This window comes from Oxalobacteraceae bacterium OTU3CINTB1 (genome assembly GCA_024123955.1).
Taxonomy (GTDB): domain Bacteria; phylum Pseudomonadota; class Gammaproteobacteria; order Burkholderiales; family Burkholderiaceae_D; genus Rugamonas.
Genome location: CP099652.1, coordinates 3,822,367 through 3,845,623 on the forward strand (window position 1 = coordinate 3,822,367; position 23,257 = coordinate 3,845,623).

Here is a 23,257-nt window from a genome sequence, read left to right on the forward strand (position 1 = left end):
TCGTTTGGCATGCCAATAAAGCCACAACTTGCAAAGTGGCAGCGAAAAAACGGTTGCAATTAACTACAGCAACTCGTGTTATCGTATTGGTAAATTTTTAGAAGAGACTTTATGAACCACCGACTTCGCGCCGCCATCTTCGCCGCGCTCGGCATCATCCCGATGCCCCACGCCGCCGCCCAACAAGGCGAGGCGCCGCAAGCTACGCAAAGTGTCACCATCGCCAACTACAAAAAGGTGTCGCCGTGGTTCCGCGCCGAGAGCCAGCACTTCGTTGTCTACGCCGATACCGGGCGCGAAGCGGCGAGCGAACTGCTCAACAATCTCGAACGCCTCGATTTTCTGCTGCGCAGTTATACCAAGCCTTACCGCAAGGCCAACGGCTCGGAGCAGAAGCTCACGTTTTACTATCAAGACCGGGTTGAGGGCCTGAGCGGCATAGACGCCTTGGCTCCGGCCGACGCCATCGGCCTGTACAGCAGCTGCGCCGCCGGCGTGCAGGGCTTCGGCTTCCATCTGGGCCAAACGTCCGAGAACGAGGGCCTTTCCTACATCTTCGAAGCCTATACCCGCCACTTCATTTACCGCCACACCGACATCCGCGCGCCGGCCGCGTTCATCGACGGCTTCGCGCAGTACTTCGCCAGCGTGCGTTTCACCGACGCCCAGATGATCGTCGGTAAAACGCCGCCGAACATCGCGCAATACCTCGACTTCCTCGACGAAGGCCACCGTTACAGCCTCGACTACACGGACGTGCTCGGGTACAAAATCGCCAACGCCAAAAACTACGCGGGTGACGCCGGCGTGCGCCTGGAATTCGCCGCCAAGTCCTGGCTATTGATGCACTACATGCTGGCTTCCGACGACAATCGCGGGCGCCTGAGCAAATACCTGAACTCGGTCTACCAGGGCAAGGACCCGGTGCCCGCGTTCGAGAGCGCCTTCGATCTGAACGCCTCGCAGTTGGGAACCGAGATGTGGCGCTACCGCCGCACCTCCGTCAAAGTGTTGACGGTCGACGTGCCCTACCTGCCCGCCGCCACGGTCAACTTCACGGCGTTGCCGGAAGCGGCCAGCGATTTCGTCATGCTCGATGCGGCCGTCAAAGCCTGTCCCGGCAAGCCGGCGGGCGAAGCTTTGCTCCGCAAGATCGCCAGCGAGGCCGGCAAGTTTCCGAAAAATGAGTTCGCGCAGACGACGTTGAGCCGGGCACGCATCGCTTTCGGCGACCCGAGGGAGGCGCTGCCCTGGCTGAAGCAGGCCATCGCTAAAAGCCCCGGCAACTTCGACGCGGTATATCTGTCGGGTCTGGCGAATTTGCGGTTGGCCGAGCAAAACCCGGGGACCGCGACGCCGGCTTACCTCCAGGCCGCGCAGCAACAGTTGCTTAACGCCCGCGAACTGAATCCCGAGTCGGCGGATGCCGCCTACGCCTACTTCCGCGCCGAATTGCTGGGAAGATCCGAACTGAGCGACACCGCGCTGGAGGGCGCGCTGACCGCCTGGCACAGCGCGCGCGAAGTCGGCGTCTTCGCCAGATCGGCGGCGTTGACGCACGCCTATCTCGGCAATTCGTCGCAGGCGAAGATCTTGCTGAAGACGCTGGCGCTCAACACCCTTGATCCGAAAACGGCGGCGTGGGCGGCCACCTGGCAGCAAAAGCTGGCGGCAGGCGCGAGCCGCGACGATATTCTGGCTGAAATGCGCAGCGAGCAAACCGCCCCGGCATTCAAGGAATGGACCATCGACACCGAGAGCGTCATGGCCACGGTGCGCTACAACGCGGGCCTGGACGCCGCCCAGAATTACCTGTTCAACCAAAGCGTTAATACGGGCAGCCCGGAGAAAGTCCTGACATCGCCGCCAACCAAACGATAACCCACGGCGCATATGGCGGTTTTCATAACGGTTATGCGCGTGAACGCACGGTAATTTAGCTTCCCGCGCAGTATGGTGCTCCAATAATAAAGGAGCGCGATATGATCTTTACTCTCTTCCTCGTGATACTGATCGGCGTCCCCGCCATCATCCTCGCCACGCCGGCGCTGCGCCGCAGCCTGGTCACCCCGCATATTTTCGCGCTATTCAAGCGCATCTTGCCGGCCATGTCCGACACCGAGCGCGATGCCCTCGAAGCCGGCACCACCTGGTGGGACGCCGACCTGTTCTCCGGCCGTCCCGACTGGAACAAGTTCATGAAGCTGCCGCGTCCGACCCTGACGGCCGAGGAGCAATCCTTCCTCGACCACGAGGTGCGCCATCTGTGCGAGCTGGTCGACGACTGGGAAGCGACGCAAGTCTGGCAGGGCTTGCCGGCGCCGGCCTGGCAATACGCCCGCGACAAGGGTTTCCTCGGCATGATCATTCCGAAGGAATACGGCGGCAAGGCTTTCTCCGCCTACATGCATTCGCAGGTGGTGATGCAGCTGTCGACGCGCTGCTCGGCGCTGGCGGTGCAAGTCATGGTGCCGAACTCGCTCGGCCCGGCCGAACTGCTGCTGCACTACGGCACCGACGAACAAAAGAACTACTACCTCCCTCGCCTCGCCGCCGGCACCGAGATTCCCTGCTTCGCGCTGACCAGTCCCTACGCCGGCTCCGACGCGGCCGCGATTCCCGACACCGGCGTGGTGTGCATGGGCCAGTTCGAAGGCCGCGAGACGCTGGGCCTGCGCATCACCTGGAACAAGCGCTATATCACCCTGGGGCCGATCGCCACCCTGCTCGGCCTGGCCTTTCGCGTGGTCGATCCGGACGGCCTGCTGCCCGCCGGATCGAGCACCGGCATCACCTGCGCGCTGATCCCGACCACCCATCCGGGCGTGGTGATCGGCCGCCGCCACTGGCCGCTGAACGCCGTGTTCCAGAACGGCCCGACCAGCGGCGACAACGTCTTCATCCCGATGGAATGGATCATCGGCGGTCCGCGCCAGATCGGCAAGGGCTGGCGCATGCTGATGGAATGCCTGGCCGCCGGGCGCGCGATTTCGCTGCCTTCGGCCAGCGTCGGCACGGCCAAGCTGGCGGTGCGCGGCACCAGCGCCTATTGCGCGATCCGCCGCCAGTTCAAAACTTCGATCGGCAAGTTCGAAGGCGTGCAGGAGGCGCTGGCCCGCATGGGCGGTAATCTGTACATGATGGACGCGACGCGCAAGCTGTCGGCGCTGGCCGTCGACCTGGGTGAGAAGCCGGCCGTGATCTCGGCCATCGCCAAATACCACGTCACCGAGCGCGGACGCGCCGTCGTCAACGACGGCATGGACATCCTGGGCGGCAAAGGCATCTGCATGGGACCGAGCAATTTCCTCGCGCGCGCCTATCAGCAGATCCCGATCGCCATCACGGTCGAAGGCGCCAACATCCTCACGCGCTGCCTGATCATCTTCGGCCAGGGCGCGATCCGTTCGCACCCCTACGTGCTGAAGGAGATGCAAGCCACCGCCGACAGCGACCATCGCAAGGCGCTGCACGATTTCGACGCCGCCTTCTTCGGCCATATGCGCTTCGTCTGCGCCAACGCCGCGCGCGGCCTGTGGTATGGATTGACTGGCGGCGGCACCGCGCCGGTGCCGGAGCAGGCGGCCGCGCAGATGGCTGGCTACTACCGCGCCATCGGCCGCATGTCCACCGCGTTCGCGTTGATGACCGATGTGTCGATGTTCGTGCTGGGAGGGGAATTGAAGCGCCGCGAGCGCATCTCCGGCCGGCTTGGCGACGCGCTGTCGCAGATGTATTTGGCCAGCGCCACGCTGAAGCGCTACGAGGACGACGGCCGGCAGGTGGCCGACGCGCCGTACGTCCATTGGTCGGTGCAGGACGCGCTGCACAAGGCGCAGTTGGCCTTGGACGGTGTGCTGGAGAATTTCCCCAACCGTCCCGCCGCCATGCTGGCGCGCCTGCTGACGTTCCCATTCGGCCTCCCGTACTCGCCGCCGTCCGATGAACTGGGCAGCGCTGTGGCGAACGCCATGCAAACCGCCGGCGCAAGCCGCGAGCGGCTGCTGGCCGACGGCTTCCTGGCCGACGATCTGCGCGATCCGGTGGCGTGCGGCGAACTGGCGTTCGGCCTGCTGCCGCAGGTGGAGGCGGTCGAACACCGCCTCAAGCCGGCGGTGCGTGCCGGTCAACTCGAAGGCATGCCGCAAAGCCTGCCGGAGATGGAGCAGTGGGTCACGCAGGCCGCCGCCAAGGGCCTGGTCACGCCCGAGGAGCGCCGCGCTCTGTCGGACTTCGCCCGCTTCACCGACCTGTCGGTGCATGTGGACGACTTCCCGCAAGACCTCAACGCCGCCGCCGATGCCGACAAGCGCTGGCGCATGTCGGCGAAGGAAAGCGCGGTGGAGGCTTGATTACTTCGCGGCGTTGACGATGCCGGTTCGCTAGCGGATTCCCCCAGACGGTCTCGCCGCCGATCGCCTCCAGCGAGTTATCTTTCGAGCTTACATGTTTAGGACTGACGACGCTTTGCTGCAAAACCCGTCATCAGCAATCCCGCCGCCAGCAGGACCACACCGCGCGGTTCCGGCACGGGGCTCGGTACCGGGCCGATGGCGGACATCGACAGGTCGTCCATCACAAACCAGCCCTTGTCGCGCGTGATGGTCAACCGGGAGACGTTGGCGAAGCCGGCTGGCACCCAGCTGTAGCTGCCGTTGATGGCGATGTCGCCGGTGCTGCCTATCAGCTGGTTCGCCGCATCGTAGGCCGTGATGTTGATCCACGTGGCCTTCGATCCGTTGGTGGCGGGCGTGGCGAACCACGCGCCGTCCAGATTGAAGGCGGTGGCGCTGCTGATGCCCAGATTATTGACGCCGAAGCCGTTGGACACGAACTGCGTGCCGGAATGCGCGCCGTTGCTGTAGCCGTTGACGGCGGTATCACCCAGGAACCAGCTGTTGGTCCAGGTCAGGCCCGCGTATGGATTGTATTTGGAGAGCGTCGACAGCTTGCCGCCCGCGCTCACATCGTCGAAGTCCACCACGGCGGCATTGGCCGGCGATGCCAGCGTCAGGATCGCGCCGGCCAAAAAGCTAATCAGTATATTTTTCATCGTCTTCATCTCTCATTATTTGCAAGCGTCGCCGGTAACGACGGGAATCGCCTCGCCGCTGACCGTCATCCCGAATTCGGCGGTGTCGCCGGGCTGGATGTTGGTGTTCCAGCTTTGGTTGGGCGTGGCTGTGTAAGTCGGTGGCGTGCCGGCGACGTCGGCGTTCCAGAATCCCTGGACGCTTGAGTTGTCGGTGTAAGTCCAGCTCACCGCCCAACCGTTGACGGCGGTCGAGCGGTTGTTCTTGATGCGCACGACGGCGTTGTAGCCACCCGACCAGGACGCGGTGACCACGTAACTGCATTCGTTGACCGGCTGCGGCGTGACCACGGGCGGGCCGGCCGTCACCGGCGTCACCAGCACTTCGCCGCCCGTCGCCGGCGTGCCGTAGGCGATGCCGCGGCCCGCAGTGCTCATGTAGATACGGCCGAAGACGTTCATATCGCCGGTCACCATGCCGCCGTTGGCCAGTCCGCCGTACTGGTGGGCGGCGTCGTTGACGCGCACCCACGTGGCGCCGGCGTCGGTCGAGCGCATCATCCCGTGCACGCTGCCCACCGTGCCGTGAAGGTAGATGGTCGGATAGCTGGCCTGCGGCGCGGTCTTGCCGAAACCGACCGCGTCGCACTGGTTCACCGTGGCGACCTTGGTGAACGTGGCGCCGGAGTCGGTGGAGCGCGACAGCCCGCTGCCATTCAGGCAAACCCACAAGTCGCCCTCGCGCCCCGGCGCCGGGCGAATCAGCTTGGAGCCGCCGGAAGCCAGAGTGCTTTTGAGCGCGAACGAGGCGCCGCCATCGACGCTGACCAGCAGCTTGCCATTGTCGTAGGCGTAGAACTTGGATGGGTTGACCGGATCGGCCACCGGGCGCGCATTGCTGGCCGTGAGTCCGGAGACGGCGGCCCAGCTGGCGCCAAAGTTGGTCGAACGGTAGCTGACGGCCGAATCGGCGGGACTATGCAGCAAGGCGAAACCGTCGGCCGACAGCGCGATATAGCCCTTGGCGCCGTTCAGCACCGCCGACTTGGTCCAGCTGGAGCCGCTGTTGGTGGTGTAGTACATATCGTTGCCGACGCGCGTCATGATGCGCGGGTCCTGCGCGGCGATGGCCAGGCCTGTGGTAGTGCCCATCTGCGGCGAGTGGCGCACGCCGTATTGCGCCGGATCGGCGTTCGTAAAGCCATCGAAATCCCCGATCACCGATACCAGCGGACCATTCGGAATGCTCTGGAAATCGAACGGCACGGTCTCCTCCAGCCCCGCCACGTTGAAGTCCCAGGTGGTCGTGGTGGCGTTGATGTCGTTCGTCTTGAACAAGCCGTTGCCGGAGACCACCCACACCTTCTTGCCGTCGAACGGGTCGATTTCGACCGAGCCGGCCCAGTGGATCGAGGTGTCGGCGATCCAGTTGGCGCCCTTGGGGTCGAGCGCGAAGCCGCGCGCCACCACATCGGTCCAGGTGCGGCCGGCGTCGCTGGAGGTGAAAATGCGGTCGCCGTACTGGTTGGCGCCCTGCTGCATCCAGGTGTTGATGGTGGAGACCACGAGGTGCTTCGGATCGTTGCGGTCGATGCTGATGCCGCCGAATGGACGCGCAAAGCCGGTCGGCGTGATGTTGGTCCAGTTGCCGCCGACGGCGTCGTATTCCCATACCTGGCCGTTGTCCATCGGTTCGTCGGTGCCGGGGTGCGGACCGGCGCCGTTGGCGTAGGTAATGTACAACAGCCCTTCGGGCGACAGCACCGCGCGCTGCGGCATCAGGCCCGTCGGCCCGCCCTCTACCGGCACGAAGGTCTCGCCGGCGTCATAGCTGAAGTACAGGTTCGCGCCCGCCGAATCGAAGCGCGACACGCCCACGAACATGCGCTGCGCAAGGCCGCCGTCCACGCTGGTGGGATCGAGCAGCACGAAACTGACGCCATTGTCGTTCGGCGTGCTGGTGACGTCGAAGCCGGGCATGCGGCTCCAGGTGGCGCCGGCGTCCGCGCTTTTAAACAAGCCGTCGCGGCGCGTGCCCGCGTACAGCACATTGCCGGAGCCGGGATCGACCTGCAGCTTCTCGCCGTTCTGCCGTCCCATGCCGTTGCCGTGGGATTTGAACTGGGCGCTGACGTCGGTGACGGCGAAGGTCTTGCCGTAGTCGCTCGAGCGCAGCACGGCGGTCTTGCCGCCGCTGAAATAGCTGGTGCCGGCCAGCATGTAGACATTGGCCGCGTTGCCCGGATCGACCGCCAGCGACTCGATGCCCAGCAAGCCGACATCGCTCTGGCCTATCCAGTCGGTCATCGACGCCCAGCGCGATTTAGCGGCATCCCAGCGATAGGCGCCGCCGACGTCGGTGCGGACGTAGACGACATCGCGTTCAAGCTTGCTCGGGACAACCCCGGTGACGAAACCTCCGCCGCCGATGGCGACCGAATCCCAGTGGTAGTTTTCCGCCGTGGAGACGAGCGGGATCGACAACGCTGCCGCAAGCAGCGCCACAACGGGCTTGGTTTTCATTTTTTGTCTCTCTTGGATTTATAGTTATCGCGCCTCTGGTGCGCGTCTGGCCATTCTGCGATGTCCTCAAGGCGTCCGCAATTACGAAAATCACCAGAGCGCTCAACGAAATTTGGCTTAGGAACTCTTACTAGCTTCAGTCATAAATTTGATTAGATCGCGTGGGCCGTTGACACCTGCAGGCGCAGTATCGATACTCATCCCAACTGAAAAATCAAAATATGCTGGAGACGACGGCGGTTGGCGGGACGTTTTCATTCGTGCTTTGCCGAATTTGCAAGATGCGGTAAAGTCTCGGAACCCGCTTTCATAACGTCGTCACTAACACTGGTAAATACATGAAACTTCGTCACATCCTGTTCGTACCTGCCGCACTGGCCGCCGCCGGCGCGGGTTTCGCAGCCGACCGTTTGACCGTCACCGTCACGCACAACCTGGATGCGGCGCGTCCGTCGGAGACGATCACCATCCCGTGGACCGAAGTCAATCGCGTGCTGCCAGGCGCGCTATTGCAGCATATCGAAGTGAAGGACGCCTCCGGCCGCGTGCTGCCCTACCAGGTCACCAACGTCGCCCCCCAGGCCAAGGACCCGAAGAACGTCGGCATCGCTTATGGCGACCTGATTTTCCAGCATAACTTCGCCGCCGGCGAGAAGAAGGCCACCTTCACCGTGGAGAAGATCGAGGCGATGGCGCCGCCCTTCCCCAGCAAGGTCTCGGCCCGCTACATCCAGGAACGACTGGACGATTTCGCCTGGGAGAACGACAAGGTTGCGCACCGCACCTACGGCCCCGCGCTGGCGGCGCCCGCGCCCGAAGACAGCGGCAAGGAAGTGCTGGTCACCAGCGGCATGGATATCTGGCACAAGCGCGTCGCCTATCCGATCGTCGACCGCTGGTACAACAAGGGCCACGACCATTATCACCATGATGAAGGCGAAGGCATGGACATGTACAACGTCGGCAAATCGCGCGGCGCGGGCGGCACCGGCATTTGGGACGGCAGCAACCTGTTCACCAGCGTGAACTACGCCAGGTGGAAAGTCATCGCCAACGGCCCGGTACGCGCCATCTTCGAATTGCACTACGACGCATGGGACGCCGCCGGCACCAAGGTTTCCGAGGTCAAGCGCTTCACGGTCGACGCGGGCCACTACTTCGACCAGATCGAAAGTACCTTCACCTTCGCAGGTCCGCAGCAACTGACCGCCGCCATTGGCCTGAACAAGACGCCGGCCGACAAGGGCCAGGAAGCCCTTGTCAAGCCGTCGACCGTGCCGGCCGACCGCGCGATGCTGCAGTGGGTCGAGCAGAAATCGAACGGCGCCTTCGGCACCGCCATCATCGTGCCGACCGCCGATGAAAAGGGCTATGCCGAAGACAAGCTCAATACGCTGATGCTGGCCAAGGTCGTCTCCGGTCAGCCGCTGCGCTACTACGTGGGCTCGGGCTGGACCCGTGGCGGCGATTTCGCGACCAGCGAGGACTGGCAAAAGTACGTTTCCGCGCATGCCGCACGTGTGCGCGCGCCGGTCAGCGTCTCGCTAGGCGCAAGCAAATAACCAGATAAGCAATGCAGTTCAAACCGGGCACTCCTTCCCTGCCAGTGACAAGCCGTCTCTCCTCGGCGTGGTTGCTGGCAGGGTTTTCTATTCTGGCGTTGGCCGCCTCCGGCCATGCCCAATCAGTTGCGGTGAGAGACACCTGGCGGCTCGCTTTCGGCGGTGGCAAACCGCCTGCCGGCTATATCGCGGTACAACCGGGCATGGACTACGACGAAAAGCGGGGCTTCGGTTTCGAGCCGGGCGCCGTGATCCGCAATGTCACGGCCGGCGCGGGGCATCTTGTCGCCGACAAGCCTTTCTTCTTTTCCGTCGATCTGCCCGAAGGGAATTACAACGTCACCGTCACCTTCGGCGGCGGCGACTCCGCTTCGAATACCACGGTCAAATCGGAACTGCGCCGGCTGATGCTCGAAAACGTGTCGACGGTATCGGGAGCCGCGCTCAAACGCACTTTCACGGTCAACGTCCGCACGCCCCGCATACCCGGCGGCGATGGCGTCGCCGCCGGCAGCGTCAAGCTGAAGGCCCCACGCGAGACGGTGCAGGAGGCCTGGAACTGGGACAAACGCCTGACGTTGGAAATCAACGGCCCGAAGCCTGCCATCGGCGCCATCGAGATCGTCCCCGTCAAAACACCGACGCTGTTCCTGCTGGGCGACTCCACCGTTTGCGACCAGCCGGGCGAGCCGTATAGCAGTTGGGGACAAATGCTGCCGCGTTTCCTCAAGCCTGGCATCGCGGTCGCCAACCATGCCGAATCCGGCGAGACCTACCGCGATTCGCTGGCGCGCCGCCGGCTGGACAAGGTCGTCAGCGCCATGCGGCCGGGCGACACGGTCCTGATGCAGTTCGGTCACAACGACCAGAAGCAAATCAAGGAAAACAAGGGCGGGCCTTTCACCACCTACAAGGACGAAATACGCGCCCACGTCGACGCCATTCGCGCCCACGGCGGCGTTCCGGTCATCGTGTCGTCGATGGAGCGCCGTAACTTCGACGCCGCCGGCAAGGTTGTACCGTCATTGCGGGACTATGCCGACGCCGCGCGCGACGCCGCGAAGGAGCTGGGCGTCGCCTTCATCGATCTCAATGCGATGAGCAAACCGTTCTACGAGGCGCTCGGTCCGGAGCTGTCGAAGCAAGCCTTCGCCGAGCCGGAGCCGGGCCGCACCGACAACACGCACCACAATAACTACGGCGCTTACGAGCTGGCGCAGGCCGTGCTGACCGGCATGCGCCAGAGCGGCTTGACTGTCGCCGCTTTCATCGCCGACGGCTACGGCAATTTCGATCCCTCCCATCCCGATCCAGTGGCCTCGGTCGCGGTCCCGGCCAGTCCAACCTTTACCAACGAACGCCCGCTGGGCGACGAGGCAAACCAATAACATGAACATCACGCGGCGGCTGGCCGTTGGCTTTACGCTGGCGATGGCCAGCTTCGCGTCGCAGGCGGCCGACGCCTACGTCTTCGCCTACTTCACCGGCAACGGCGAGGACGGCCTGCATTTCGCCAGCAGCACCGACGGCTACAAATGGGATAAATTGGGCGGCGGCCGCAGCTTCCTGGCGCCGAAGGTCGGCAATTCCAAATTGATGCGCGATCCCTGCATCGTGCGCGGCCCGGACGGCACCTATCACATGGTCTGGACGTCGGGCTGGAATGAGAACAACATCGGCTATGCCTCGTCCAGGGACCTGGTCAACTGGTCGCCGCAACAGCAGGTGCCGGTGATGGCGCACGAACCGGGCTCGCTGAACGCCTGGGCGCCGGAGATCGTCTACAACCACAAGCGCGGCGAGTTCCTGATTTTCTGGGCGTCGACAATACCCGGGCGATTCCCCGCCACCGAGGGATCATCGGAAGAAAAATACAATCACCGGATGTACTACACGACCACGCGCGACTTTGTCACCTACGCCCCGACGAAGCTGTATTACGATCCGGGCTTCAGCGTGATCGACGCCAGCTTCGTGCGCGCCAACGGCAAGAACTACCTGATGGTCAAGGATGAAACGCGCAACCCGCCGAAGAAGTATCTGCAGATAGCGTCGGCGCCGGACTTGCATGGGCCGTTCGGCAAACTGAGTGCGCCGATCACGCCGCCGGGTCTGTGGGTGGAAGGTCCGACCGCGCTGCAGATCGGCCAGGACGTGATCCTCTACTACGACGCCTACACCACCAAGCACTATGGCGCCCTGCGCTCGCGCGACATGGTGAAGTGGGAGGACGTCACGGAGAAGATGCGATTCCCCGATGAGGGCACGCCGCTGCGGCTGCGCCATGGCACCGTGATCGCCGTCCCTGAGGAATTAGTCAGGAAGCTGAAGATCAGTTCTGAAACACGTAGGGCGGATTAGCGAAGCGTAATCCGCCGACCGGGAGCCGTCACAGGCCCCCGACCCTTGCCTTACTTCGCCAACAACTGCAACGAACTATCGTTGATCTCGAACTTGTGCGTCTTCAGCATCGTGATGACTTCGGCGCCTGCCAGCAGCACCGGGCCATATCCATGCGCCGCATAGACGTTCACCGGGCGATAAGCATAGAACGCCGGATCGAATCCCATCCCCGTCCCAACACAAACCCCTTCCACCTGTCCCTTCGCATTGACCTTGGTCGCCACCGCGTTCCAGGCCAGCATGACAGCCGGCGCATAGGCCATCTTGTCGATATAGCCCTTGTTAATCGCCCTCGCCATCGAATACGCATAGATCGCCGTCGCCGAGGTCTCAAGGTACGTGTCGTTCCGGTCCAGCAGCTGGTGCCATAAGCCCGTGCCATCCTGATACGACGCCAATCCCTTGACGTGCGCGCGCAGCTGCTTCAGCACCATCGGATATCCCGGATGGCTCTTCGGCAGCACATCGAGCAGCTCCACCAGCGTCATCACCGCCCAGCCATTCGCGCGGGCCCAATGGAACTCCGGATGCACCTCCATACCCTGCACCCAGCCATGCATGTAAATGCCCTTCTGCTCATTGAACATCCGCTTCGAGAACTGCTCCACCTGTTTGACCGCATCGTCGTAGTAACTCGCGTCGCCGGTCAGCTTGCCCAGCTGCGCGAGCGCCGGCACCGCCATGAACAGATCGTCCAGCCACAGCGTATCGACCTGCGGACGCACGCGGCCCAGAGTGCCGTCCTTCAGGCGATGCTCCTTGGTGCGGATAAAGGTGATGCAGCTATCGAGCAGCGGCTTGACGTCGGCCTGCAAACCCTCCTGCTTGGCCTTGACGATGGCCGCGCACACCGCGCCGATGTCGTCCAACGCGTGCGGCTCCAGCATGCCGCGCACCGGCGACTTGCTTTGCGGGTTGGACTTCATGCGAACCAGCGTGGCCGGCGCCATATTGGCGAGCAGCGTCAAACGCTTGTCCACATATTCCTTGTAACGCTTGTCGCCCGTCGCGCCGCCAGCCGCCAGCATACCGGCGTACGTCACGCCCCATTCGTAGCTGGTCAGGCGGAAATCGCCCGGCGCCAAAACGGTGTCGTCGTCCATCTGGCTGAGATTGGTGACTTCTTTTTTGGTCTTGGCGTTGATCGCCTGCGCAGGCGTGGCGGCATCCAGATACGTGAACACCCGGTTCAGCACCTTGTTGACATCCTCGATCGACGGATTGCCGTATGGGGTGGGATAGTCGGCCTTCATCAAATGCAGCGGCGCCGTCATATCGTTGGCCGGCTTGGTGTCGGCCCAGGCCTGACATGCCAGCGGGAGCAGCATGGCGGCGATGGCGGTCTTTTTCAGCAAAAGCTTAACTTTCATATGATGTGTCTCGTTGTTGTTAGTGTTTTAGATAAACCGCCAGCGGATTGCCTGGCAAGGTTTTGAAGGCATCGACGACGCGCGCGGCATTGAACTGCGCGCCGGCTTCGTTGGTGTGGGTGCGGGCGTCGGAAAAGTAACCGTTGACGGCACCGGCGCCGGCCTTCCGGTACGCTTCGCCGACCACCATTGTCAGGTCGGCAAACAGCGCGCCACTTTTGCGCGCCACTTCGTCGTCCCACTGCGCATAGTTTGCGAAGTCGCGGCCCTGCTCCCACACGTCGCGGTGCGGCACAGGCGACAGCAGGATCACGGTGGCGCCTTTGGCTTTGGCGTCGGCGACGTAGCGCGCCATGTACCAGCCGAAGGTGTGGACTTGTTCCTCGCTGCCATCCGGCCGCGTGTCCGCGACCGTCTCCGGCCCGGTGCCGGGTGCCGAACCGCGATTTTTACCGGCGGGATCGCCGATGCGGGCGCCGTCGTTGTGGCCGAACTGGATCGCGACGAAGTCCCCCGCCTTCAACTGCGCCAACACCTTGTCCCAGCGCCCCTCGGTGAAGAAGGTGCGGCTGCTGCGGCCGCCGATCGCGTGGTTGACGACATTGATCCTGGCTGTATCAAAGTGCGGCGCGAGACGCTCGCCCCAGCCGATCGCGCCATTCGCGCCACCACTTTTGACGGTCGAATCGCCGACCAGGAAGAGACTCGGCAGCGACGGATCGCGCGGCTTCTCCCCGGCGACCTTGCTGGCGTCGACCACCGGCCGGTCATCCTCGCTGGCGGGAACGGCTTGGCCGGCCGCGTTAAGGGCCGCCATGACGACCGGCGTGCGCAAGGCCTTGAGGCCGGCGACCACGGCGCGGGAGTTCAACTCGGCGCCCGCCAGGTTGGTGTGGGTCTGCTCGTCCGGCGTCACCACCGGGAACATCTTCATCACCTCGTCGCGGCCCATCGTGTCGTACTGGCGGGCGACGATGCCATTCAGGTCGATGAAGCCGACCTTCTGCTGGCGCGCCACCTGCTCGGCCCAGCCGGCGTATTCGTTCTGGCTGCGCCGTATCTTGCCATCCTCTCCCCAGCTTTTACGCGGTATAGGCGAGCAGATAACGGCAGTGGCGCCGCGTGCCTTGATGTCGGCGATGAAGGTGCGCAGATACCAGCCGTAGCTGTGCACCACTTCGCGCTCCCCGGTCATCAGATTATCGATTTCCTCCGCCTCGTCGCCGATACCCTTGATGGTGCCGCGCGCGCGAACGTTGTCGTTGACCGGGCCGGCGTCGTTGTGGCCGAACTGGATCAGCACCACGTCACCCGCCTTGACGAAGGCGAGGCTGCGCTGCCAGTGTTTGGTGGTCAGATAGGTGCGGCTGCTCAGGCCACCGATGGCGCGGTTGACCACATTGATTTTGGCGGGGTCGAACATCGTCGCGAGCGGATTACCCCATCCCCACTGGCCGGCCGCGCCTTTACCCTGACCGTCGTCCTTGCCGTTGCGGACCGTCGAATCGCCGATTAACACCAGCGAAGGCAGATTCGGATTCGCCGGCTCCGGCAGCACCACCTGCGCGTTGCGCGGATCGGTGTTGACGGCCGGCGGCGGGGTCTGCGCCGACGCCACCGAGGAGGCCGCGACTGCTGCGGCGCAGCACAATTTAAGGATCAAAGCAAGGTATCTGTTCATGGCGCCAATTCTATGCGAGGATTTTTCGAGGCTTGTGCTTTGAGCTTAAAGAATCAGAAAAATGAGCAATGTCCGTGTGGGTATGAGCAGACAATCGTAACCTTCCAACCTGTTTTGAGCTATCGATGATTATCAAGATCCTGATTTGCGCAGCCCTGATCCTCTCCAGTAGCGCGCACGCGCAGATCGGCAAGCGTTTTCCTTCCGAGCGCAAGGTGGTCAAGGACCCGGTCACCGGCATCATGCTGACCTTCCTGACCAGTACACCGAACGGCGACTCGAAGATCTATCCCACGCATCCGCAATGGACTTCGGACGGCAAGTGGCTGGTGTTCCGCTCCGCCCGAGTCAAGGGCGAGGCCATGGCCGTCAACGAAGAAACCGGCGACCTGGTACAGGTGACGGAGGGCGGCTATGTCGGCATGCTTAACCTGGCGCGCAAGTCGATGAAGCTGTACTTCATGCGCAAGGACGCCGATGCCAAACGCCTGCAGTTCGTCGAAGTGGATCTGGCGGCGCTGCTGGCAGACAGCAAGGCCGGCAAGCTCAAATCCGCCGACGCCTACCAGCGCATCTGCGGCACCACCGCGCCGGAACTGGAGGCGGGCGGCGACATGGCGCTGGACGCGGACGAGGAATGGGCCTACTTCCGCACTGGCCCCAACGAGGCGGCAAAGCACCTGGCGCCGGGGGTGAAGATCGAGAAGGCCTTCGGCCCGCGCAACATGGGCGCCGGCCCGAACGGAATCTCGCGCATGAATGTGCGCACCGGCGAAGTCAAACATGTGATCTCCGTGCCGTTCCAGATTGGCCACATCCAGGCGAACCTGTGGAATCCGGGCGAGATTGTCTTTTGCTGGGAGACCGGCGGCAAGTCGCCGCAACGCACCTGGACGGTGAAGGCCGACGGCACCGGCCTTCGCCCGCTCTATCCAGAAGCGCCGTATGAGTGGGTGACGCACGAAGCGGTGATCTCGAAGGATGAAGTGGCGATGGCGATCATGGGGCACCGGCCCATCGCCGAGGGTGGCGGCGGCGTTGGCGCGCCGGCGACCGGGGTTCAGGGCGCGAATCCCGGCCAGGACGAGGGCTGGGGCATCACCGGCACCCGGGAGAAGCCGAGCGGGCTGGCAATCGTCAACCTGCGCACCCGCGAGATGACGATCGCGGGCCAAACGCCGTCCGGCAGCGGCTTGTGGCACGTGCATGGGTCGTCGGATGGACGCTGGGCTGTCGGTGATGATTTCAGCCGCAGCGTCTACCTGATCGACCGCAAGACGCGCGAGATGGTGATGCTGACGACCGGGCACAAAACCACGGCGGCCGACCATCCCCATCCGACCTTCAACGCCGACGGTACGCGAATCCAGATTCAATCGGCAATGCTATCCGAGGATGGCCGCAGCATGAACATATGCATCGTGCCGGTACCAGAGGCGTGGTTAAAACGCTAATACAACTCCACCAGCTCCACACGGCGCAACTCATACGGCGCGCCCTCCAGCTGAAAACCGATACGCCCCGACGCCGGCTCGCTCCGGGTAACGCTGTTCTGAACAACGCCATTGATTGTGACATCAACCCTGCCATCGCGGCTGACGATATCGCAGACATTCCACTCCCCGGCCGCCAGCTCGCTGTCGGGCGCCGTGTGCGCCTTGATACGCGGTTCGGCGCCTTTGGGGGATGTCAGCGGCTCGGCAAAGCTGGCGCCGGCCATCGGCAGCAAATCGCCGGCGTTCCCGCGTTTGGTCTGCACCTGAAGACTGAGCGGCCACACACGATCCATCGGACCGTCGCTGATATGCAGCAGGATGCCGCCATTGCCCGGCTTCCCGCTCCAGCGCCACTCCACATGCAGCTTGTAGTTACGGTAGCTATCCAACGTGGCCAGAAAACCCGAAGGCTGACCAAGCGAAGCGACCACACCGCCCGGCAGCATGCGAAACACGCTGTCGATGCCGGCGGCAGGCGACGTCTTCAACTCCCAACCAGTGAAATCCCGGCCGTTGAACAAATCCACCGCGCCCGCCGCGTGGGCCCAAAAAAACAGCAAAGCGGTGCATGCCATCCGATTCATCATCTGATACTCTCTCCACTATGAAAAAAACGCTCATTACCCTGATCCTCGGCGTCAGCGCCAGCCTGGCCGGCGCCGCGCCCACCGTCATTCAGCTCTGGCCCGAGGGTGTGCCCGGCATCAAAACCGACATCGGTCCCGAAAAGATCGGCGGTGGCTACAACTCAAACGTCAGCGAGCCGACACTGACCATGGTCGGTCCCGCAGTCGATCGTCCAAACGGCACCGCCGTCATCATCTGCCCCGGTGGCGGCTATGTGCGCATGTCCACCGCGCGCGAAGGCGATCAATACGCCAACTGGCTGGGCACCCTGGGCGTAACCAGCTTTGTGCTCAAGTATCGCATGCAGGAGTACGGCCACCCCGCCCCGCTGCAGGACGTGCTGCGCGCCGTCCGCATGCTGCGCTCGCGCGCCGCGGAATTCAACATCAATCCGGCGCGCATAGGCGTCATGGGCAGTTCGGCCGGCGGCCACCTGGCCGCAAGCGCCGGCACCTTGTTCGACAATCCCGCCGGCCGCACCGGCGCCGCCATGGACGCGGTCAGCGCCCGTCCGGACTTCCTGATGCTGATGTATCCCGTCATCTCGATGCGGGAGCCGGCCGTCCACGCAGGCTCGCGTAAAGCGCTGCTCGGCGCCGCGCCATCGGCCGAAACGCTGCAGTTGATGTCGTTGGAAAAACAGGTCACCGCCGCCACGCCGCCAACGCTGTTGATCCATACGCAGGAAGATCAAGCCGTCCCGGTGGAAAACAGCATCCTGTTCTACCAGGCGCTGACCAAGGCCAAGGTGCCGGCCGAAATGTACCTCTTCGAGCACGGCGGCCACGGCATGGGCATGCGCGATGGCCTGGGCACGTCGTCGCTGTGGCCGCGCCGCGCGGAGGAATGGCTGCGCGATCGCGGCCTGCTCACTCAGGCGAAGTAGAACATCGGCTGCAGCGGCCATTCGCGGGGCCGGTTGCCCGGCTCCACCTCCATCAGGTCCGCCATGTAGTCCCACCAGCGCTTCATCACCGGCTGGCCCGGCAAGGCCTCGATGTTGTTGTCCGGCGCCAGCTTCAAGACCGCGAACAGGTGCAGCGTTTCCTCGTCGAGGAAAATGGAGTAGTCGTAGATGCCGGCCTCCTTCAGCGCCGCCGCCAAGTCCGGCCACAGCACGTCGTGGCGGCGCTTGTATTCATCCACCGTGCCCGGTTTGAGCTTCATGCGGAACGCGCGTGTGATCATGGTTTCCCTCCGTCGACCATCTTTTTCAGTTCGGTGGCGGCCAGCAGGTAGCCGCCGACGCCGTAGTTGTAGCTGGACGCGGGCCGGTAGAATGCAGGTTCCGCGCCGGTTTGCTGGATGCCGCCCAGACGGCCATCGGCATAAATGTGTTTGAGGATGCCGGCCCAAGCCCGTTCGATCACGGGGCGGTAGACTTTGGCGTCCAAATACCCCTTGTTGACGCCATAGGCCATGCCGTACACGAACAGCGCGGAGCCCGAGATCTCCGGCAGCGGATAGCTTGCCGCGTCGAGCAGACCAGCGTGCCACAGGCCGTCTTCGCCCTGCAGGCTGGCGATACGGGCCGACATGTCGCGCAACTGCTGCACGTAAAACTGCCTTTGTGGATCGTTGTCAGGGATGTAATCGAGCGTGCGCGCCAGCCCACCGAGCACCCAGCCTTCGCCACGCGACCAGAAGATTTTTTTGCCATTCGGCTCGCGCTTGGTGATATAGCTGGCGTCGCGCGCGTATAAATGCTCTTCCTTGTCGTACAGCAGATCGTAGGTCTTGCGCCACTGTTCGTGCACGTAGTCGAGGTATTTTCGCTCGCCGGTCGCCTTGTACATCTTAACCCACACCGGTGGCGCCATGAACAGCGCATCGCACCACCACCATGGCAGACGGTCGTCGCCGGGCTTCAGCGTTTTCAGGCCGATCAGGATATCGAGCTCGGTTTTGGTCGGGCCAAGACGCGCCGACGCTGGATCGCGCTCGTGCAGTTCAAGATAGGTTTGGGCGACGCTGATATCGTCGGCGTTGGGATACGGCGTGCGCAACTTCCACTCGAACTGATTGGCCATGGCCAGCATGGCATCCCGGTACTTCGGGTCGCCCGTCGCATCCGAAGCAGCCATGAAACCGCTGTATAGCACACTAGAGGTCCAGATCCGGTCCAGATGCGGCAAAGTGCGCGCCAGCTGCCAATCCGCCACCTTGCGCAGCGCCTTGTCGATGGCCGCCGCTTGCACTACCGGCGACAGGTCGGTCGCCATTGGTCCGCCATCGGCTGGCGCGTCGCCGAAGTGACGGCTGATGTCCTTGTCGATGATGGCCTGCATGGCCGGCGTCGGCAGCGGATACTGTTGCGTGTTCGTGCCTGCGCAGCCGCCGACCAGGCCAAGCGCCGCCAGAAGCAAATAAGAGGTCTTCATCAAGTCTTGTCCTGTTCTTCAAAACTCTTCTTGGATGGATCCTGCTTGGGCGGCGCCGGCTTGACGACCACGCTGCCGGCCGGCAGGCCACGCACCGCCGCCGCATCCTCGATGGCGACCGGCTCTTTCAGGCGCAGTTTCGTGCCGGTGAACTGCCAGTCCTTCGCGTCGTAGATATGCCCGCCCTTCTCCGCATCGATGTCCAGATTGGCGAGACTGAAGCGGTCCAGCGGCACTTCCTTGTAGCCGTCGACCTCGAAGGCGGTGGTGGCGCCGGTGGCCTTGATGTTCCAGATGCGGACGTCGTGGAAGCGCGCGATGCCCTTCTCCCTCGGCACCGGGGTGGCCAGCACCTTCCAGTACGCCGGATAGTCCTTGATCTCTTTCGGGATCTCGGCGTAGCTGTAGCTCGGGTTCCAGTTCATCGTGATGCGGATGACGACGGGCGTGCCCTTCATCGTGAAGTCGTGCAGGCGCAGGTTTTCGCCGAAGCCGCCACGCGTATGCGCCGATTTGAACAGAATGCCGACCGGGACTTTGTCCAGTACCGTGATGTTGTAGGCCTCGATGTTGCGGAAGCCGCCTGCCGTCTCGCTGCCGAACGTCACCCCGGCGGCGCCGTCGCGCACGATGGAGTCGCGGATGATCACGTATTCCGTCGGCCGGGCGACGCGCTGGCCGTCCGAATCGCGGCCCGCCTTCAGGCACAAGGCGTCATCGTTGACGGCGATGTCGGCGTTCTGCACCAGGACCTTTTTGGAGGAATCGATATCGATACCGTCGGTCGACGGTCCGCGTCCACCCTCGTTGTTGCGGATCACGACACCATCGACAGTGACATCGGTCGAATAGCAGATGTGCAGCGTCCAGAAGCCCGAGCGGCGCAACAGCAGGCCGCCGCCGACCTTGACCTGCGACGAATTGAATACCTGGATCAGGCGCGGACGCCGTGCATCGTAGTCGGACGCCCAGCGCAGGCCCCGAGGTTCGTAGGTCTTACGCAGCGTCCAGTAGCTATCCCAAAAGATCTTCCCGTCGCCGTCGATGGTTCCCTGGCCGGTGATCGCCGCGCTCTTTTGCTCGTAGACGTTGACCAGCGCCGCCGGCCAGCTCATTTCGATACCTGCGATCCGGGTGGGCATGACCGGATAGTCCTCGATCCGCTGCGAGCCGAGGATGGTCACACCTTTGTCGACTTGCAGCGTGACGCCGGTTTTGACAAAGATCGATCCGCTCAGGTAGGTGCCGGGACTAAGCACGACCGTCCCGCCCTCCTTGGCGGCGGCGTCGATGGCAGCCTGAATCGCCTTCGTGTCAAGGGTAACGCCGTCGCCCTTGGCACCGTAGCTGCCGGCGTTGTAGGTTTTGGCGCCGGCCGTGGCCATGCCGAGGGCAAGGATGGCCGTCACGGCGAGGTGGATCCACTTCGTTATCTTCATGGTGGTTCTCATTCTTTAGGTTGCGTCAGCAGCCGAACGGGCCCCAGCATGCCCGACGGCGTAGGGACGATCAAATGCGTATCCTGCGGCACGAAGCGCTGACCATAGCGCGCCGAGAGCAGCCTGTAATCCGGACGATCCTGTCCCGCCAGGGCGTTGAGCGACAGATTGGCGACCTTGACCTCGATCTTGTTCACGCCAGCCTGCAGCTGGCTGGTGACATCCAGCTCATAGGGTGGGTGCCATACCGAGCCTGCACGCTTGCCGTTGACGAAGACCTCCGCCGCCTCGCGGATCGGGCTCTCCATCATTGCGCGCATTCCGGCCGGGACCTTGGGCGTGCTGTCCAGCGGCGTGCCTTTGCCGAAATCCAGTCGAATGGAGGCGCCCTTCAGTTGCGACGCAGTGAGTTCCACTTCCTTGCTGTAGACGGCGATACCGGAGAAAAAGCGCCTGGCCGGATCGTCGGTCCACGAGCGCAGTTGTGGCATCGATTGCGGTTGCTCGCCCGGGAATCGCACTTGCCAGTCGCGGCCAAGGTCCGCAAGAACAGCCGCTGGTTTGGAAACGGCGGGCGGGCCGGCGGCATCACCGTCGCCCAGAACCAGAACCCGCGATTCATAGGGTGACAGAACCAGCTCCAGCGCCGGCGTTACCTTGGCCGGACTGGCCGTGCCGTCGTGCGGATTCCACCATACTGCGGACTTGCGCGTGGCGCGAAGCCTGGCGGTGGTTCGAACTTCGCGATTGCTGGTATTGGCGATGAAGTAGATATCGCCGTCGGCCAGCTTGCGGCGGATAAAACCGACATCGGCCGACTGCGACGCCAGTTTCAGGTCCGGCGTCAGCGCCTTCGCGAGCGCCGCGCCGACCGCCGCGTCGTCTGCCACCAGCGTCACGCCGCTTTTGTCTTTCAAGGCGTTCGATGCCGCCACAACCCGTGACGTGACCCGCTGCGCATCGGCAAAGCCGGGCGCCATCGATGGCAAGCCGCCAACGGCGACGATCTTGCCACCCCCGCGCACGTAATCCGCCAGCTTGGCCATTACTTCCGGCGACAGGCGCGTTACATGCGGCATCACCAGCACCGGATGGCTGACGCCCAGCGCCACGATCGATTCCGCATCGACGTAGTCCAGATTGTGGCCGGCATCGAGGATCTGCTCCGTCAGTTCCGGCGTCACGTGCTTGTGCATCTCCGCCGACAGCGAGACTTTACCCGGCGTCATCGACGCGTAGACGTCGTCGTTCGGCAGCAGCACCGCGACATCGTTGGCCGGACGTCCCTGGCGCATCAGATAGCTGGTACGGCTCAGATACGCGGTCACGTCCGGCATGACGTTCCACCAGGGCTGGTGGTCGTTGAAGACGGCGGCCGCATAAAACGCGTAGCCCGGCTCCGGCGACCCGGGTGGTGTGTAAGGCCAGCCGTGACCGACGAACAGATTCACGCCTTGAAGCAGCATGCGGTCGGCCTCCGCCTTCATATCCAGCGGCGTTGCGCTGAAGGCCGGCGAGTGCAGCCAGGTCCAGGTCTCGGCCGAGATCACCGGCTTGTCGTACAGGTGCCCCGCCGATGTCGCCAGACGGGTGAAAGAGAAGGTGCGGAACTGCGGTCCCTCGCCTTCCGGCAGCGCCACCAGGCGGTTGCTCGACATGGATACCGCAGGCTCGCCATAGGTCTGGGAGCGGAACTGCGTTTTGTGCGCCTTCGCCCAGTCGTTGACCGGCGTCAGATAGCGCTCGTTGACCAATTCCGTTTGCGTCTGCACCCAGTCGTGGCGCAGCGCGCCCGCATCCGGCCCGGCGCCGCTGTGGATCGCCGGCAGATGCGGCTTGAGATCATAGCCGCGCCGACGCTCGAACTCTTCGAGAAAATCGTCGGTCCAGTCGGTGCCGTAGACTTCAAGACTATCCGAGAACACCGCATACGGCGGCTGGTCGCCGAACGCCTTGAGCAGCGGTTCGGCGACGACATTCAAATGATGATCGATGGCCTTGCGGCTCAGATGGTCCAGTACGAAGCCTTCCGCGCCGAGCGCGGCGCGCTTGACCTGCTGGCCCGTGCGGCTGGCGATGTAGAACACCATCACGCGCGCATCGGCAGCGGGGGCCACGGCGGCGCGTCCGGTGCCGGCGGCCGCAGGCAGCTCCGCCAGTTTCAACGCGGCGGCGTCATACTGCCTGGCGCTGCCCGCGCCGACGAAGGCGGCCAGCAGCTTCTCGCCGCTCATGATGGACGGCAGCGCGACACTGGCCGCGCCGGGCGCCACTTCCGCCACGGCGACGCGCAGGCGCCCCGCCGATTCGGTGACCGGAACATTCGGACCGCCATATGGCCAGCCGCTGGCCAATGTGATATCGACGCGCATGCCTTCGGCGCGCGCCTTGCGGTTGACGAAGCTGACCGAATCGAGGAAATCGGCCGACAAATAGGGAACATTGCGAATGCCGCGCGCGGGGTCGTCCAGCTCCATCGGATATACCGGCTGGATCTCCACGCCGCCGAAGCCGCCGGCCTTCATCGCCAGCAGTTCGCGCTCAAGCTCCGATTGGACCACGGCCGGGCCAAACCACCACCACCGCACCAAAGGACGGGCGTCCGATGGCGGATTGGCCACATGGGCGGCGACATCGGCGAGGCGGTCCGACAGCACCGGAACCTGTGCGGCGGCCAAGCCGCCACACAGCCACGCCAACGCGACAAAAGCCGCCCTTGCTGCAGGCGTCGCCGGGCGGCGCT

General features: G+C 63.7%; 16 protein-coding genes. 7 read left to right on the top strand and 9 right to left on the bottom strand.

What is annotated here, in order from left to right:
• Positions 1-111: 111 nt before the first annotated feature.
• Together NHH73_16610 and NHH73_16615 are read left to right on the top strand one after the other, a co-directional pair.
• On the top strand, positions 112-1,881 hold the full coding sequence (locus NHH73_16610) for a hypothetical protein (protein ID USX24249.1): 1,770 nt from the start codon (positions 112-114) through the stop codon (positions 1,879-1,881).
• 101 nt (positions 1,882-1,982) lie between these two features.
• The gene (locus NHH73_16615; protein ID USX24250.1) at positions 1,983-4,352 is read left to right on the top strand and encodes an acyl-CoA dehydrogenase; all 2,370 of its coding nucleotides are present in this window, start codon (positions 1,983-1,985) and stop codon (positions 4,350-4,352) included.
• Positions 4,353-4,450: 98 nt separating this feature from the next.
• Here the strand turns inward: NHH73_16615 and NHH73_16620 are convergent, their stop codons facing one another.
• Both NHH73_16620 and NHH73_16625 read right to left on the bottom strand, forming a co-directional pair.
• On the bottom strand, positions 4,451-5,053 hold the full coding sequence (locus tag NHH73_16620; protein USX24251.1) for a PEP-CTERM sorting domain-containing protein: 603 nt from the start codon (positions 5,051-5,053) through the stop codon (positions 4,451-4,453).
• Between the two features lie 15 nt (positions 5,054-5,068).
• On the bottom strand, positions 5,069-7,555 hold the full coding sequence (locus tag NHH73_16625) for a cellulose binding domain-containing protein (protein ID USX24252.1): 2,487 nt from the start codon (positions 7,553-7,555) through the stop codon (positions 5,069-5,071).
• Positions 7,556-7,893: 338 nt separating this feature from the next.
• On the opposite strand from NHH73_16625, the gene NHH73_16630 reads away from it, so the two are divergent.
• The 3 genes from NHH73_16630 (at position 7,894) to NHH73_16640 (ending at position 11,478) form a co-directional block, all read left to right on the top strand.
• Positions 7,894-9,117 (top strand): DUF4861 domain-containing protein, encoded by a 1,224-nt coding sequence (locus NHH73_16630; GenBank protein ID USX24253.1) that lies wholly within the window; start codon positions 7,894-7,896, stop codon positions 9,115-9,117.
• 131 nt (positions 9,118-9,248) lie between these two features.
• Positions 9,249-10,505 (top strand): rhamnogalacturonan acetylesterase, encoded by a 1,257-nt coding sequence (locus tag NHH73_16635; GenBank protein ID USX24254.1) that lies wholly within the window; start codon positions 9,249-9,251, stop codon positions 10,503-10,505.
• A 1-nt stretch (position 10,506) separates the two neighbouring features.
• Entirely contained in the window at positions 10,507-11,478 is a 972-nt protein-coding gene (locus NHH73_16640; protein USX24255.1) for a glycoside hydrolase family 43 protein, read from the top strand.
• Positions 11,479-11,528: 50 nt separating this feature from the next.
• On the opposite strand, the gene NHH73_16645 is transcribed toward NHH73_16640, so the two are convergent.
• The gene (locus tag NHH73_16645) at positions 11,529-12,890 is read right to left on the bottom strand and encodes a glycoside hydrolase family 88 protein (GenBank protein ID USX24256.1); all 1,362 of its coding nucleotides are present in this window, start codon (positions 12,888-12,890) and stop codon (positions 11,529-11,531) included.
• Between the two features lie 19 nt (positions 12,891-12,909).
• Positions 12,910-14,571 carry a rhamnogalacturonan acetylesterase gene (locus NHH73_16650; GenBank protein ID USX24257.1) on the bottom strand — a complete coding sequence of 554 codons (1,662 nt, stop codon included), beginning with the start codon at positions 14,569-14,571 and terminating at the stop codon, positions 12,910-12,912.
• 125 nt (positions 14,572-14,696) lie between these two features.
• On the opposite strand from NHH73_16650, the gene NHH73_16655 reads away from it, so the two are divergent.
• Complete coding sequence (locus NHH73_16655; protein ID USX24258.1) at positions 14,697-16,025, top strand: hypothetical protein; 1,329 nt, start codon at positions 14,697-14,699, stop codon at positions 16,023-16,025.
• Here the strand turns inward: NHH73_16655 and NHH73_16660 are convergent.
• On the bottom strand, positions 16,022-16,594 hold the full coding sequence (locus NHH73_16660) for a DUF1080 domain-containing protein (protein ID USX24259.1): 573 nt from the start codon (positions 16,592-16,594) through the stop codon (positions 16,022-16,024). The genes NHH73_16655 and NHH73_16660 overlap by 4 nt on opposite strands.
• A 77-nt stretch (positions 16,595-16,671) precedes the next feature.
• Here NHH73_16660 and NHH73_16665 point away from each other — a divergent pair, with 77 nt between their 5' ends.
• Positions 16,672-17,580, top strand: coding sequence for an alpha/beta hydrolase (locus NHH73_16665; protein USX24260.1), 909 nt, complete (start codon positions 16,672-16,674; stop codon positions 17,578-17,580).
• Here NHH73_16665 and NHH73_16670 read toward each other — a convergent pair.
• From NHH73_16670 to NHH73_16685, 4 genes are read right to left on the bottom strand one after another with little or no spacing between them, the layout of a single operon-like run.
• Positions 17,568-17,882: an L-rhamnose mutarotase gene (locus NHH73_16670; GenBank protein ID USX24261.1), complete on the bottom strand. Its 315-nt coding sequence runs from the start codon at positions 17,880-17,882 to the stop codon at positions 17,568-17,570. The genes NHH73_16665 and NHH73_16670 overlap by 13 nt on opposite strands.
• Positions 17,879-19,075 carry a glycoside hydrolase family 88 protein gene (locus NHH73_16675; GenBank protein ID USX24262.1) on the bottom strand — a complete coding sequence of 399 codons (1,197 nt, stop codon included), beginning with the start codon at positions 19,073-19,075 and terminating at the stop codon, positions 17,879-17,881. The genes NHH73_16670 and NHH73_16675 overlap by 4 nt, the downstream gene beginning before the upstream one ends.
• A complete protein-coding gene (locus NHH73_16680; protein USX24263.1) occupies positions 19,075-20,514 on the bottom strand; it encodes a glycosyl hydrolase family 28 protein in 1,440 nt (479 codons plus the stop codon). The genes NHH73_16675 and NHH73_16680 overlap by 1 nt, the downstream gene beginning before the upstream one ends.
• Positions 20,515-20,522: 8 nt before the next feature.
• A complete protein-coding gene (locus NHH73_16685) occupies positions 20,523-23,192 on the bottom strand; it encodes a glycoside hydrolase (protein USX24264.1) in 2,670 nt (889 codons plus the stop codon).
• Between the last annotated feature and the right edge of the window lie 65 nt (positions 23,193-23,257).